At 61.9% G+C, this 14,484-nt stretch carries 15 protein-coding genes; 8 read left to right on the top strand and 7 right to left on the bottom strand.

Going from position 1 to position 14,484, the window contains the following annotated elements; all coding sequences use genetic code 11:
- Positions 1-20 precede the first annotated feature (20 nt).
- Positions 21-923, top strand: a complete 903-nt coding sequence (gene mmsB / locus O0879_RS17425; protein ID WP_289907309.1) for a 3-hydroxyisobutyrate dehydrogenase — start codon at positions 21-23, stop codon at positions 921-923.
- A 186-nt stretch (positions 924-1,109) separates the two neighbouring features.
- On the opposite strand, the gene O0879_RS17420 is transcribed toward mmsB, so the two are convergent.
- Positions 1,110-1,724, bottom strand: coding sequence for a hypothetical protein (locus O0879_RS17420; RefSeq protein WP_289917726.1), 615 nt, complete (start codon positions 1,722-1,724; stop codon positions 1,110-1,112).
- Between the two features lie 3 nt (positions 1,725-1,727).
- Positions 1,728-2,327: a hypothetical protein gene (locus O0879_RS17415; protein ID WP_289917725.1), complete on the bottom strand. Its 600-nt coding sequence runs from the start codon at positions 2,325-2,327 to the stop codon at positions 1,728-1,730.
- A 254-nt stretch (positions 2,328-2,581) separates the two neighbouring features.
- Here O0879_RS17415 and O0879_RS17410 point away from each other — a divergent pair, with 254 nt between their 5' ends.
- On the top strand, positions 2,582-3,307 hold the full coding sequence (locus O0879_RS17410; RefSeq protein ID WP_289912753.1) for an HAD family hydrolase: 726 nt from the start codon (positions 2,582-2,584) through the stop codon (positions 3,305-3,307).
- Between the two features lie 102 nt (positions 3,308-3,409).
- A complete protein-coding gene (hrcA, locus tag O0879_RS17405; RefSeq protein WP_034745713.1) occupies positions 3,410-4,426 on the top strand; it encodes a heat-inducible transcriptional repressor HrcA in 1,017 nt (338 codons plus the stop codon).
- A gap of 51 nt (positions 4,427-4,477) precedes the next feature.
- On the opposite strand, the gene fur is transcribed toward hrcA, so the two are convergent.
- On the bottom strand, positions 4,478-4,909 hold the full coding sequence (gene fur, locus O0879_RS17400) for a ferric iron uptake transcriptional regulator (RefSeq protein WP_034778781.1): 432 nt from the start codon (positions 4,907-4,909) through the stop codon (positions 4,478-4,480).
- Positions 4,910-5,105: 196 nt separating this feature from the next.
- Between fur and O0879_RS17395 the strand changes: the two genes are divergently transcribed.
- The 3 genes from O0879_RS17395 to O0879_RS17385 are packed head-to-tail and all read left to right on the top strand — an operon-like array spanning position 5,106 to position 6,899.
- The gene (locus tag O0879_RS17395) at positions 5,106-5,735 is read left to right on the top strand and encodes an outer membrane protein assembly factor BamE (protein WP_099666269.1); all 630 of its coding nucleotides are present in this window, start codon (positions 5,106-5,108) and stop codon (positions 5,733-5,735) included.
- A 19-nt stretch (positions 5,736-5,754) separates the two neighbouring features.
- Positions 5,755-6,564 carry a 4-hydroxy-tetrahydrodipicolinate reductase gene (gene dapB, locus O0879_RS17390; RefSeq protein ID WP_099666270.1) on the top strand — a complete coding sequence of 270 codons (810 nt, stop codon included), beginning with the start codon at positions 5,755-5,757 and terminating at the stop codon, positions 6,562-6,564.
- Between the two features lie 8 nt (positions 6,565-6,572).
- Complete coding sequence (locus tag O0879_RS17385) at positions 6,573-6,899, top strand: barstar family protein (protein WP_099666271.1); 327 nt, start codon at positions 6,573-6,575, stop codon at positions 6,897-6,899.
- Between the two features lie 54 nt (positions 6,900-6,953).
- On the opposite strand, the gene O0879_RS17380 is transcribed toward O0879_RS17385, so the two are convergent.
- Positions 6,954-8,201, bottom strand: a complete 1,248-nt coding sequence (locus O0879_RS17380; protein ID WP_289917723.1) for a CaiB/BaiF CoA-transferase family protein — start codon at positions 8,199-8,201, stop codon at positions 6,954-6,956.
- Positions 8,201-9,379 carry an acyl-CoA dehydrogenase gene (locus O0879_RS17375; RefSeq protein ID WP_034745726.1) on the bottom strand — a complete coding sequence of 393 codons (1,179 nt, stop codon included), beginning with the start codon at positions 9,377-9,379 and terminating at the stop codon, positions 8,201-8,203. Before O0879_RS17375 ends, O0879_RS17380 begins: the two co-directional genes overlap by 1 nt.
- A gap of 160 nt (positions 9,380-9,539) precedes the next feature.
- Between O0879_RS17375 and O0879_RS17370 the strand changes: the two genes are divergently transcribed.
- Entirely contained in the window at positions 9,540-10,445 is a 906-nt protein-coding gene (locus O0879_RS17370) for a LysR substrate-binding domain-containing protein (RefSeq protein WP_289907318.1), read from the top strand.
- 6 nt (positions 10,446-10,451) lie between these two features.
- On the opposite strand, the gene O0879_RS17365 is transcribed toward O0879_RS17370, so the two are convergent.
- A complete protein-coding gene (locus O0879_RS17365; protein ID WP_099668332.1) occupies positions 10,452-10,817 on the bottom strand; it encodes a VOC family protein in 366 nt (121 codons plus the stop codon).
- 91 nt (positions 10,818-10,908) lie between these two features.
- Entirely contained in the window at positions 10,909-11,697 is a 789-nt protein-coding gene (locus tag O0879_RS17360) for a helix-turn-helix domain-containing protein (RefSeq protein ID WP_289917721.1), read from the bottom strand.
- Positions 11,698-11,842: 145 nt separating this feature from the next.
- Between O0879_RS17360 and leuS the strand changes: the two genes are divergently transcribed.
- Positions 11,843-14,482, top strand: coding sequence for a leucine--tRNA ligase (leuS, locus tag O0879_RS17355; RefSeq protein WP_289917720.1), 2,640 nt, complete (start codon positions 11,843-11,845; stop codon positions 14,480-14,482).
- Positions 14,483-14,484: the final 2 nt, after the last annotated feature.

Genomic DNA, 14,484 nt, shown 5'->3' with positions numbered 1-14,484 from the left:
AACAACAGGAGACTTCAAAAATGCAACATATCGCTTTCATCGGCTTGGGCAACATGGGCGCGCCGATGGCCCGCAACTTGGTGGCCGCCGGCTTCCACGTATCCGTATTCGACCTGACGCCGGCGGCAGTGGCGTCGCTCGTCGAGGCGGGCGCCACGGCGGCCGCCTCCGCCAGCGCGGCCGTGCAGACGGCCGACGCCGTCATCACCATGTTGCCAGCCAACAAGCACGTCCAGGAACTGTACCTGGCGGCGGGTGGCGTACTGGACTCGGCCAAGCCCGGCGCCCTGTTCATCGATTGCAGCACCATCGCCGCCGATGTGGCGCGGCAAGTGGCGCAGGCGGCCAGCGAGCGGGGCTTTACCATGATCGATGCGCCCGTCTCGGGCGGCACGGCGGGCGCGGCAGCCGGCACCCTGACCTTTATCGTCGGCGGCAGCGAAGCGGCCTTGCAGCAGGCGCGTCCCCTGCTGGAAAAGATGGGCAAGAACATCTTCCATGCGGGCGAGGCGGGCGCGGGCCAGGTGGCGAAGATTTGCAACAACATGCTGCTGGGCATCTTGATGGCGGGCACGGCCGAGGCGCTGAACCTGGGCGTGGCGCATGGCCTGGACCCGAAAGTGTTGTCCGACATCATGGCCAAGAGTTCGGGCCGCAACTGGACCCTGGAAGTGTACAACCCGTGGCCCGGCGTCATGGACGGTACGCCCGCGTCGCGCAATTACACGGGCGGCTTTGGCACGGCGCTGATGCTGAAAGACCTGGGACTGGCGCAGCAATCGGCCCTGTCGGCGAACGCGCCCACGCCCTTGGGCGGCCTGGTGCGTCAGATGTACCAGATGCATGCGCAAGCCGGTTATGCGCAGCAGGATTTCTCCAGCATCGTGCAGATGTTGCAGCCGGGCTTGAATAAACCCGCGTGAGAAATTCTGGGCAAAAAAAAGCCCGCTGGTAAAAGCGGGCTAAATCCAATTCTTGGAAGAGTTGGAGGAGACAGATGCATTATGCTGCATCGCCACATATAACTCCAATTTATCTTTGGAATATCAATTATATATTTCCGTGATATCTCTTCCCGGTAGCCGCCTGGCGGCTACCGTTTCCGCAACTCAGACGGGTTTGCAGGCGATCTTCAGCGCCGTTACATTCCCTTCGCCCATGGTGCCTTTTTCAGTACCTGGGGCCAGGTCGCACTGCAGACCCTTCGGCTGAGCGGAGACGCTGATGGCATAGGTTTCGCCATAGGCGACAAAGCCGCCTATGGTAAAGGTCGTGGCATCCTTGAGCACCGGTGTTAGTGTACTACCGTTAATCAGTACCAGGCCATCCACGGTCAGGCCGGAAATCGTGCCGCCCACGGTATATCTGTTTTGCGAGCAAGTAACAGCGGCGCTGATATTGATGTAATGACCAGCCGAGCCGGAACCGCCGCTGATGCCGCAAGTCATGTGGGCCGGTTGTTGCTTGACGGTGATGTCATACGCGGTGCCGTAGTCGATGCGCTTGGCAAAGGTGAAGTTTGTTTTCCCCGCAGGAACCGGCAGGGGGTCGCCGCCATTGGCCAGGATCAATCCTTCATTGTTCAAGCCTGAGATCGTGCCGCTGACCTCATACGAGGCCTTGCCGCCGCAAGCGGCCAGTCCCAGGGTCAGCAGCAGCGCGGCGAGTGGGCGCAAGCAGGATAACTTCATGTAATTCTCCAAAAAATAGGTGACGGATCGCAAGGATTACTGCGGCGTGCAGTCAAGTGTGGCCGCGGTCGTGGCGGCAGAGCCCATCGTGCCGACCGTATCGCTGGCGTCGGCACTCTTTGAACCCTGGAAGCGGCACGTCAGGCCCGTTGGCTGAGCCAGTATGGAAATACCGTACGGGGCGCCGTCAGCTACCGATTCGAATGTGTAGGCGGTGGCGCCAGCCGACAGGGTGATGCCGGTGGAGCCCATCACCAGGCGCAAGTTGCCGGCGGTCAGGCCCGTGATCGTGCCTGTCAGCGGGTAGGTGTTGGTCTTGCAGCTCACCACGGCCGTGGTCACGGAGTAGCTCGATGCCTTGCCAACGCCATTGATGATGGTGCAAACGGCGCCCTTGGGCTGTTCCGCGATGGTGATATTGTAGCGATCATCGGTCTTCACCAGCTTGGTGAAGGCAACGTTGGTCTGGCCCGCAGTAACCGGCAAGCGTTCGCCGTCATTCTGGAGAATCAGGCCATCCTTGGCCAGGTCGCTGACTGAGACTTGCAGATACAGGTTGCCGCCGCTGCCGCCGCAGGCTGCCAGTGTGACGGCGCAAGCCGCCGCCAGCATCGAGCGCAGGTACAAATTTTTCATACATTCTCCAAAACGAATTAGGTTGGGTAGCGCAACGCGGACGCTGGCGCCGCATTGGAATGGCGCCTATTTTAGTCTATCTGGCAAGCTCGATGACCTTGCCTTGTATCACCCTGTAACAATTTTTCGCCAGGAAGCGCTGGCCCGGCCCCATTTCACGGGGGCGCAGCCATGCCGGCGGCGGCGATCGGTGCGACAATAGGCGCATCCTGCGCATCCTGCGCACCGTGACGCAGCATCCCATTGTGAGTCCCATGTCTCTTGCCCCCGTAAAACCCGCCGTGCCGCCCAAGGCCATCCTGTTCGACCTCGACGATACCTTGTGGCCCATCGCGCCCGTGATTGCCGCCGCGGAAACCCTGCTGCACGACTGGCTGGCCACGCATGCGCCCAAGGTGGCGCAGCAGTTTTCCATCGAGGTGCTGCGCCAGCACCGCCTGGCCATGCTCAATGAACAACCGCATTTCCATGGCAACCTGATCGAGTTGCGCCGCGCGGGCTTGCTGGCCGCCTTCGAGGCTGCCGGCGAGGATCCCGCCCTGGTCGACGGCGCTATCCTGCAATTCCTGGCCGCGCGCAACCGCGTCCAGCCCTATGACGACGTCTTGCCGGGCCTGGCCTGGATGCGCCAGCGCATGCTGGTCGGTTCGATCTCGAATGGCAATGCGGACCTTGACATTATCGGCCTGGCGCAGCATTTCAAGGTATCGATCGCCGCCAGCGATTTTGGCGTGGCCAAGCCTGACGCCAGCATCTTCCTGGCAGCTTGCGCCGCGCTGGACGTCGCGCCCCATGAAGCCGTGTATGTGGGCGACGACCTGTATTTCGACGTGACGGGAGCGCAGGGGGCGGGCATGCGCGCCGTCTGGATGAACCGCAAGGGCAGCGATGCGCACCTGGCCGCCGGCGTGCAGCCCGACGCCATCTGCGCCAACTTTGATGAATTGTTGCTGTGGCTGCAAGGGCAACTGGAAGATTGATCGCCGCAGGCCGGGCGAACGTGCATAATAGGCGCTGTTGATGCACGTTCGGCCGCTTTCGTTGCCGCTTGCTTAACAAAATACTTGCCTAAATAAAACACCATGCAACTCGATACACGTGCCCAAACACTGCTGAAAGCCCTGGTCGAGCGATATATCGCCGACGGCCTGCCGGTCGGTTCGCGCGCCTTGTCGAAAATTTCCGGCCTGGACCTGTCGCCGGCCACGATCCGCAACATCATGGCCGACCTGGAAGAGCTCGGTTATGTGTCCAGTCCGCATACCTCGGCCGGACGCATCCCCACGCCGCGCGGCTACCGCATCTTTGTCGACACCTTGCTGACCGTGCGGCACCTGGACGAGCACCTGGTGGAATCGCGCATGCGCCTGCAGACGCCGCAACCGCAAAAAACCATCGCCAACGCGGCGCAGATGTTGTCGTCGCTGTCGCAGTTTGCCGGCGTCGTGCTCAGTCCGCGCCGCGAATCCGTGTTCCAGCAAATCGAATTCCTGCGCCTGTCGGAAAAACGCATCCTGCTCGTCATCGTCGCCCCAGGCGGCGACGTGCAGAACCGTTTATTGCTGACGGAGGCCGACTACACGCCGGCGCAACTGGTGCAATCGGCCAATTACATCAACCAGAATTATGGCGGCCTGTCCTTCGATGCCGTGCGCGTGCGCCTGCAGGGCGAATTGCGCCAGTTGCGCGACGATATGGGCAGTTTGATGCAGGCGGCCGTGGAAGCGGGCAGCGAAGCGATGGCCGACCATAGCGACGACATGGTGATTTCCGGCGAGCGCAACTTGCTCAGCGTGAGCGATCTGTCGTCGAACATGCATTCGCTGCGCCAGATGTTCGACATGTTCGAGCAAAAAACGGGCTTGATGCAGTTGCTCGACGTGTCGAGCAAGGCGACGGGCGTGCAGATTTTTATCGGCGGCGAATCGAACCTGGTGCCGATGGATGAGATGAGCGTGGTGACGGCGCCGTATGAAGTCAACGGCAAGATCGTGGGAACGTTGGGAGTGATCGGGCCGACGCGCATGGCTTACGAGCGCGTCATCCCGATCGTCGATATCACGGCCAAGCTGCTGTCAAGCGCACTGAGCCATCATTGATCGTACTGCCTGGCGCGCCGGCCGTTCCCTTGCGGAAACGGCTGGCTTGGGTCAGGCTGTTTTGTGCGGGCAAGCCGTCTTGATGCAGTTGCCGTAGATGGCCAAAGCGTGTTCGGCGATCTTGAAGCCGCGCTCTTCGGCCACTTTTTGCTGGCGCACTTCGATGTCTTCGTCGAAGAATTCTTCGACCCGGCCACAGTCGAGGCACACCAGATGGTCGTGGTGGGAGCCTTCGTTGAGCTCGAAAATCGCCTTGCCGGTTTCAAAATGGTTGCGATTGAGCAAGCCGGCCTGTTCGAATTGCGTGAGGACGCGGTAGACAGTTGCCAAACCGACATCCATATTGTCGGCCAGCAGAATCTTGTAGACGTCTTCCGCGGTCAGGTGGCGTACCGGGCTACTCTGGAAGATATCGAGTATCTTCAGCCGTGGCAGGGTGGCTTTCAGGCCGCTTGCCTTGAGATCACTAGGATTGTTACTCATGTTTGTTGCTCGTATGTGGGTCAGGTGCTTTATCATATAGCGTTTTGTCGGGGAGTGCCAAAATATGCTTTTTTTTGGCGGGCCGGTCACTCCTGGCGTTTTGTTCATCCAATTGAGGTCATTTATGCGCGTAACACCGGCTGTATTGCCATCTCTCTGGCACCGTATTCCATTTCGAGCACCAGTCTTGGCAGGCATGGTCTGTGTCGCGCTGGCCATGTCCGGCTGCGCCAACCGTGGCATCCTGGGCGAAAAGCCGGCAGCTGCTCAAAAAGAAGGCAAGGAACTGGTTCCCGAACAGGGCGCACAAACGACCACCATTACGCCGCTGCAGAAATTCATGTGGTTTTTCTCGCCCTACCGTCCTGACATTCAACAAGGCAACTTTGTCTCCGAAGAGATGCTGGCCCAGTTGAAAGTGGGCATGACGCGCGACCAGGTGCGTTTCGTCCTCGGTACCTCGCTGCTGACCGATATCTTCCATGCCGACCGCTGGGATTATCCATTCCGCCTGGCACGGGGCAGTGGCGAAACCACCAGCAGCCGCGTGGTCGTGTACTTCGGCAAGGATGGCAAGGTTGAACGTTTCGAAGGCGGTAACTTGCCGACGGAGAAAGAATACATCGACCGCATCGCCGGTCCGTCGCCGTTCGCCAAGGTCGCCAAGGCCGACGCGCCAGCCGCCGCCGTGCCGTCGCCCGTGGCGCCGAGCGCCGTGCCCGTGCCGGCCGATGCCGCACCCGCCATTCCTGTGAGCAAGCCGGAAGTGACGCCTGCGCCTGCCGCCGAGCCTGCACCTGCACCCGCTGCCGAACCCACCAAATAAGTTGCTGTAAGAGAATAAAATGACTGAACTGAAAATTGCCATCGCTGGCGCCAGCGGCCGCATGGGCCATATCCTGATCGAAGCGGTCAGCAATGCGCCCGACGCCGTGCTGGCCGGCGCGCTCGACCGTGCCGGTTCGCCATCGATCGGACAGGATGCGGCCGCCTTCCTCGGCAAGCCGGCCGGCGTGCTGACGCAGTCCGACCTGGCGAAGGGCCTGGCGAACGCCGACTTCCTGATCGATTTCACGCGTCCGGAAGGCACTTTGCAGCACCTGGCGTATTGTGCCGAGCACGGCATCAAGATGATCATCGGCACCACCGGTTTCGATGACGCTGGCAAGGCTGCCATTGCCGCCGCCGCCGAAAAGACGGCCATCATGTTCGCGCCGAACATGAGCGTGGGCGTGAATGTCACCATGAAATTGCTGGAACTGGCCGCGAAAAGCTTGTCAGAAGGCTACGACATTGAAATTATCGAAGCCCATCACCGCTTCAAGGTCGATGCGCCGTCGGGCACGGCCCTGCAAATGGGGGAAGTGGTGGCCGGCGCCCTGGGACGCGACTTGAAGGAATGCGCCGTGTACGGCCGCGAAGGCGTGACGGGCGAACGCGACCCGTCGACCATCGGCTTTGCCACCATCCGCGGCGGCGATATCGTTGGCGACCATACGGTGTTGTTTGCCGGCATCGGCGAGCGCATCGAGATCAGCCACAAGTCGAGCAGCCGCGTCACCTACGCCCATGGCGCCCTGCGCGCCGCGCGTTTCCTGGCCGACAAGCCCACGGGCCTGTTCGACATGCAGGATGTGCTGTCGCTGAAGAACTGAGGAAGACCATGGCCACTGCCATCCTGAATGGAAAAGACATCACCGACGCAGCGAGCTTCCACGCGCAATGCGTGCAAGCCTTCGGTTTCCCCGAGTTTTACGGCAACAGCATGGATGCCTGGGTCGATTGCCTCAGCTATCTGCGCGACGACGAAAACATGACGCAGTTCCGTTTGAAACCGAACGAAGTGCTCGACATCGTGGTGCAGGACGCCGAAAGCATGAAGGCGCAAGTGCCTGATTTACTGGAAGAAATCACGTTCTGTATCGCCGGCATCAACGAGCGCTATGAAGATTACGGTGAAAAACCGGCGCTGAAACTGGTGCTGAAATAAGGCTGAATCGATAAAAAAACGCCGGACAGTGTTGCCACTGCCCGGCGTTTTTCTTTAGACGACCTTGCGTTCGCGCAAGCCGTCGATCTGGCCGCCATCAAGGCCCAGCCATTGCTGCAGCACCTCCTGGGTATGCTGTCCCAGCAATGGCGGCGGCAAGCGGTACTGCACCGGCGAGCCCGACAGGCGCACGGGATTGGCCACCAGCGCCACCGTGCCCGCCGTCGGATGCGGCATCTCCACTTTCAAGCCGCGCGCCACCACTTGCGGGTCGGCAAAGACCTGGTCGATGCGGTTGACGGGGCCGCACGGCACGGCTTGCGCCTCGAAGGCGCTGATCCACTCGGCCGTCGTGCGCATCACCGTGGCCTGGCGCATCAGGGGAATCAGGATTGCCCGGTGCGCCACGCGCTGCGGATTGGTGGCGAAACGTTCGTCCTGCGCCCATTCCGGATGGCCGGCGACGGCGCAAAAGCGCGAGAATTGCCCATCGTTGCCGATCGCCAGAATCATGTCGCCGTCGGCCGTGGGAAAGTCTTGATATGGAACAATGTTCGGATGCGCATTGCCCATGCGCTGGGGCACTTTGCCGCCGCACAGGTAATTGGCGGCCTGGTTGCCTAGCGCCGCCACTTGCACGTCGAGCAAGGCCAGGTCGATATGCTGGCCCAGGCCCGAGCGTTCCCGTTCGGCCAGCGCCGCCTGCACGGCGATGGTGGCGTACAAGCCCGTCAGGATGTCCGTCTGCGCCACGCCCACTTTTTGCGGCCCGGCGCCCGGCTGGCCATCGGGCACGCCCGTGATGCTCATCAAGCCGCCCATGCCCTGGATCAAAAAGTCATAGCCGGCGCGCGCCGCGTACGGCCCATCCTGGCCGAAGCCGGTAATCGAGCAGTAGACGAGGCGCGGGTTGAGTTCCAGCAAGCTTGCCGCGTCCAGGCCGTATTGCTTCAAGCCATCCAGCTTGAAATTTTCCAGCAGCACGTCCGCCTCGGCGGCCAGCCGGCGCACCAGGGCTTGCCCTTCCGGGGCGGCCAGGTCGATGCACAGGGAGCGCTTGTTGCGGTTGGCGCACTGGAAGTAGGCGGCCTCGGCGGTGTCGCGGCCATCCTCGTCTTTCAGATACGGCGGCCCCCAGGAGCGCGTGTCGTCGCCGCGGCCCGGTTGTTCAACCTTGACCACGTCGGCGCCCAGGTCGGCCAGCATTTGTCCGGCCCACGGGCCGGCCAGCACGCGCGACAGGTCCAGCACGCGCAAGCCGGTCAGCGGTGCGGGCCGCAGGGTGGAAGCCAAGGCGTCCATTAGTTGAACGCGGCGATGCCGGTGATGGCGCGGCCGATGATCAGCGCGTGCACATCGTGCGTGCCTTCGTAGGTGTTGACCACTTCCAGGTTGACCAGGTGGCGGATGACGCCGAACTCGTCGGAAATGCCATTGCCGCCCATCATGTCGCGCGCCACGCGAGCGATGTCCAGCGCCTTGCCGCAGCTGTTGCGTTTCATGATGGACGTGATTTCCACGGCCGGCGAGCCTTCATCCTTCATGCGGCCTAGGCGCAAGCAGCCTTGCAAGCCCATGGTGATTTCCGTCAACATGTCGGCCAGTTTCTTTTGCACCAGTTGATTTGCAGCAAGAGGGCGGCCGAATTGCTGGCGGTCCATCGTGTACTGGCGGGCCTTCAGGTAGCAGTCTTCGGCCGCGCCCAGCGCGCCCCAGGCGATGCCGTAGCGGGCGCTGTTCAGGCAGGTGAACGGGCCTTTCAAGCCGCGCACGTCCGGGAAGGCGTTTTCTTCCGGGCAAAATACTTCATCCATGACGATTTCGCCCGTGATGCTGGTGCGCAAGCCGACCTTGCCGTGGATTTCCGGCGCCGACAGGCCTTTCCAGCCTTTTTCCAGCACGAAGCCGCGGATCGCGCCTTCATCATCCTTGGCCCAGACGACGAACACGTCGGCAATCGGGCTGTTGGTGATCCACATCTTGGCGCCCGACAGGCTATAGCCGCCCGGCACCTTGCGCGCGCGCGTGACCATGCTGCCAGGGTCGGAGCCGTGGTTCGGTTCCGTCAGGCCGAAGCAGCCGATGTATTCGCCCGTCGCCAGTTTCGGCAGGTATTTCTGTTTGGTTTCTTCGTTGCCGAAAGCGTTGATCGGCACCATCACCAGCGACGATTGCACGCTCATCATCGAGCGGTAGCCCGAATCGACGCGTTCCACTTCGCGCGCGGCCAGGCCGTAGCAGACATAGTTCAGGCCGGCACCGCCGTATTCCTCGGGAATGGTGGTGCCCAGCAAGCCCAGTTCACCCATTTCGCGGAAGATGGCGGCGTCCGTGCGGCCATGGCGGAACGATTCGAGCACGCGCGGCACCAAGCTGCCCTGGCAATAATCGCGGGCCGCTTCCAGCACGGCGCGTTCGTCGCCCGTCAGTTGTTCTTCCAGCAGCAGGGGGGAATTCCAGTCGAATACGGTTTTGCTCATCACAGGCCTCGCAGGTGAGCGCCGGTGATCGGCGCAAGATTGAATATGACTCATGGTAGATTTTTGCCTAGCCTTGCGCAAACGATTTTTTCGCACCCAGACATGCGTGCTGCGCATATCTTGCGGCATACTGGCGTTCTTTTACCGGCCGGATATTCCCATGTCACGCAAAATCCCCATGCTGCAAGCGTTAAATTGTTTCGAGGCGGCTGCGCGGCACCAGAGCTACACGCACGCGGCGCGCGAACTGTCGCTGACGCAAAGCGCCGTGTCGCGCCAGATTTCATCCCTGGAAACTTTTCTTGGCGTGCAACTGTTCCAGCGCACGCGCCATGGCGTGCTGCTGACCAGCGCCGGCGCCGCGTATGCGCGGCAGATCGCTGCCCGCCTCGATGGCCTGGAGCGCGACACGCTCGACACCATGGCGCGACAGGGCGGCGGCGGCGCCTTGCAGCTCGCTTCCGTGCCCACGTTTGCCACGCGCTGGCTGATGCCGCGGCTGTCTTCGCTGGCGGACTTGCATCCGGACATCGTCGTGCATATCGATGCGTATACAAAACCGTTCATGTTTGCCGATACGGAATACGACGGCGCCCTGTACGCGGGCACGCCCGAGCAACTGGCGCGCTGGCCCGGCACGCGCGCCACCTTGCTCATGCACGAAGAAATCGTGCCCGTCGCCAGCCCCCGCCTGCTGGCGGCGCGCAGCGACTGGCAGCCGCAGGATTTATTGGAATTAACTTTGTTGCAACAAAGTACGCGCCCGGGCGCCTGGCGCCAGTGGTTTGACGCCATGCAGGTCGAGGGCGAGGGGCGCGACGGGGCGCACTACGGCGCCCGCTATGAACTGTTTTCCATGCTGGCCATGGCGGCCGTGCAAGGGCAGGGCGTGGTCTTGCTGCCACGCATGCTGGTCGAAGCGGAACTGGCGCGCGGCGAATTGCAGATCGCATGCGAGCGCCCACTGCGCGGCCAGCGCGCGTATTACCTGATCACGCCCGAAACGGCACATGAAAAGACGGCCTTGCAGCAGTTCCGGCTATGGCTGCAGGGCGAAGCCGCCTGAGGCAATTCAAACCACCTTGGCCGTGTCGAAATGGGGATTGTCGATCAGGCCGATCTGGTTGCCGAACGGGTCGAGCAATTCCACCGTGCGGATGCCGTCGCCCACGTCCGTGATCGGGTGGTGCAGGGTGCCGCCCAGCGCAACGATGCGCTCGACTTCCTGTTCGATGCCGTCCACGCCCCAGTACGTCACGCTGCCCTGCGTGCCCGCTTCGCCGCCCGGCAGCAGGCCCAGCTCGAAGCCGCCGATGGCAAAGCCGACATAGAACGGCTGGTCGAAATAGGGCGCCGTGCTGAAAACCTGGCTGTACCAGGCCTTGGCCTTGTCCAGGTCGGGGACGGGGTAGGTGACGGTGCGCAAGCCCTTGATCATGTTCTGCTCCTGTTGGTTGAAATAGTCGGCGAAATACCTGGCGCCATGATGCCACCGGCGCGCGCCGCGCGATTGGAAAAATGGAAGGTGGTCATGCACGCCGGCCCGACAGCCACGCCTCGGGCGAGCTGCGGGCGAAATCCTGGAAGTCGTGGATCAGGTGTGACTGGTCGAAATAACCATATTGCAAGGCCACTTGCGCCCAGTCCGGCTGTCCCGCCAAGCTTGTCAGGCCCTGGCTGGCGGCGCGAAAACGGCAGATGCGGGCAAACAGCTTCGGGCTGATGCCGACTTGCTGGCGAAATTGCAGCGTCAGGTGCTGGCGCGACACGCCCAGTTGCTGCGCCAGGCCCTCCACGCGCACCTGGCCGGATGCGCGCTCGATGGCCGCGATGGCATGTTCGGCCGCGCCGGCCTGGCGCCGTGGCGGCGCGGCGCGCAGGCGCAGCAGCAGATAATCTTGCAAAATGGAAATTCTTTGCGTATTGGACAAGGGCTCGCTCCACAGCGCGTCACCGAGGCGCGCCGCCAGCTCGCGGCCCCACAGTTGCTGCAAGCCCGTGCGGCCATCGTTGAGTTCGCACAAGGGCAGCTGGAAAAAGCGTGCCGCCGCGCCCGGCTTGAAGCGGGCCGCCACCGTCTGCACGAGACCCTGGCTGACGATGGCAATCGGCGCCGTCATCATGCCGACGGCAAAGCTGGCGTCCTGCTGGTCCTGGCACAGGATGTCGATGCAATTGTCCGGCAAGACCTGGTGCGTGAGGGGCGTGGCGCCCGTCTGCACGCGGCACGTCCAGACGCAGTCCAGCCACGGCCGAAGGGCGGGGATGGGCGGATATTCCTGGTAGACGATCATGGCCGGCGTTGATGCAAAGAACAAGATTGTGGCATATGTATTGTTGCATACGACATAGCATAATTGTGCGCCGGCCGAAATATGCGAGACCGGGCCGCCGGCGCGCCGCGCTATCGGGCGGCGACAACCAGTATAATGCTCGGTTCATATCCACTATTGGCCGCACATCATGCAAGATAAATATAGTCCCGCCGACGTCGAACAAGCCGCCCAATCGCACTGGAAGGCGATCGACGCCTATAAAGCCGTCGAACACGACCCGCGTTTCCCAAAAGGCAAGTATTTTGCCTGCTCGATGCTGCCTTACCCTTCGGGCAAGCTGCACATGGGTCACGTGCGCAACTATACGATCAATGACGTGATGTACCGCTACCTGCGCATGAACGGCTACAACGTGCTGATGCCGATGGGCTGGGATGCGTTCGGCATGCCGGCGGAAAACGCGGCCATGGCCAACAACGTGCCGCCCGCGCAATGGACGTATTCGAACATCGCCCACATGAAGCAGCAGATGGAATCGATGGGTCTGGCCATCGACTGGTCGCGCGAAATGACCGCCTGCAAGCCCGAATACTACAAATGGAACCAGTGGATGTTCCTCAAGATGCTGGAAAAAGGCATCATCTACAAGAAGACCGGTACCGTGAACTGGGACCCGATCGACCAGACCGTGCTGGCCAATGAACAAGTGGTCGACGGCCGCGGTTGGCGTTCGGGCGCGCTGATCGAAAAGCGCGAAATTCCCATGTACTACGCGCGCATCACCGATTATGCGGAAGAATTGCTGGCGTATGTGGATGATAAGCTGCCGGGCTGGCCCGAGCGCGTGCGCACCATGCAGACCAACTGGATCGGCAAGTCGACAGGCGTGCGCTTCGCCTTCCCGCATGACATCAAGGACGCGAATGGCGCCCTGATCGGCGACGGCAAGCTGTATGTGTTTACTACCCGTCCGGACACCGTCATGGGCGTGACCTTCTGCGCCGTGGCCGCCGAGCATCCGCTGGCCATCCACGCCGCGCAAAGCAATCCTGCGCTGGCCGCCTTCAACGCCGAATGCAAGCTCGGTTCCGTGATTGAAGCGGATATGGCAACGATGGAGAAGAAGGGCATGCCGACCGGCCTGTTCGTCACCCATCCGCTGACGGGTGCGCAGGTGGAAGTCTGGGTCGGCAACTACGTGCTGATCACCTACGGCGATGGCGCCGTGATGGGCGTGCCGGCGCACGATGAACGCGATTTCGGCTTTGCCAAGAAATACGACCTGCCGATCAAGCAAGTCATCGAAGTCAAGGGCCAGGAATTCTCGACCGACGCCTGGCAGGAATCGTATGGCAGCAAGGATGGCGTCTGCGTCGCTTCCGGCAAATACGACGGCCTGCATTTCGCTTCCGCCGTCGATGCGGTGGCTGCCGACCTGGCCGAACTGGGCCTGGGCGAGAAGAAAACCACGTTCCGCCTGCGCGACTGGGGCATTTCGCGCCAGCGCTACTGGGGCACGCCGATCCCGATGATCCATTGCGCCGATTGCGGCGTGGTGCCGGTGCCGGAAAAAGACTTGCCAGTGGTGCTGCCGGAAGACTGCGTGCCGGACGGCACGGGCAATCCGCTGAACAAATACGAAGCCTTCCTGCAGTGCGACTGCCCGCAGTGCGGCAAGCCGGCGCGCCGCGAGACGGACACCATGGATACCTTCGTCGATTCGTCGTGGTATTACATGCGCTATACCTCGCCAGGCTCGAACGACGCGATGGTCGACGCGCGCAACGATTACTGGATGCCGATGGACCAGTACATCGGCGGCATCGAACACGCCGTCATGCATTTGCTGTACGCGCGCTTCTGGACCAAGATCATGCGCGATTTCGGCCTGGTCAAGTTCGACGAGCCATTCGTCAACCTGCTGACGCAGGGCATGGTGCTCAACGAAACCTACTTCCGCAAGGATGCCGCGGGCAAGACCACCTGGTTCAACCCGGACGACGTGCGCCTATCGCTCGATGACAAGGGCCGTCCGCAATCCGCCATCCTGGTGGCCGACGGCCAGCCGGTGGAAATCGGCGGCACGGAAAAGATGTCGAAGTCGAAGAACAACGGCATCGACCCGCAAGCGCAGATCGAGCAGTACGGCGCCGACACGGCCCGTTTGTTTACCATGTTCGCTTCGCCGCCGGAACAGACGCTGGAATGGTCGGGCAGCGGTGTCGAAGGCGCGAACCGCTTCCTGCGCCGCGTGTGGAACTTCGGCTATGCGCAGTCAGCGACGATTCAAGCCGCGCTGGCTGGCGGCGCCGCACCGGCCACGGGCGACGCGCAGAAAAACCTGCGCCGCGAATTGCACAAGCTGCTGCAGCAAGCCGATTACGACTTGAAGCGCATCCAGTACAACACCGTGGTATCGGCCTGCATGAAGATGCTCAACACGCTGGAATCGGCCAAACTGGACGATAGCGCGCAGTCGAAGGCGCTGATCGCTGAAGGCTTCTCCATCTTCCTGCGCCTGCTCAACCCCGTCGCGCCGCACATCACCCACGTGCTGTGGCAAGAACTGGGCTACGCGGGCGTGCACGGCGACCTGTTGAACGTCGCCTGGCCGCAAGTCGACCCGGCTGCATTGGAGCAGTCCGAGATCGAGATGATGATCCAGGTGAACGGCAAGCTGCGCGGCTCGATCACCGTGTCCAAGGATGCGGACAAGGCCAGCATCGAAGCGGCTGCGCTGGCGTGCGAAAGTGTGCAGAAGTACGTCGAGACCACGCCGAAGAAGATCATCGTCGTGCCAGGCAAGTTAATCAGCATCGTGGTGTAATC

It is taken from the genome of Janthinobacterium sp. SUN120, from assembly GCF_030397735.1.
GTDB classification, from domain to species: domain Bacteria; phylum Pseudomonadota; class Gammaproteobacteria; order Burkholderiales; family Burkholderiaceae_D; genus Janthinobacterium; species Janthinobacterium kumbetense.
Note: the sequence above shows the minus strand (reverse complement) of the source record. Positions and strands in the feature narration are given on the sequence as shown.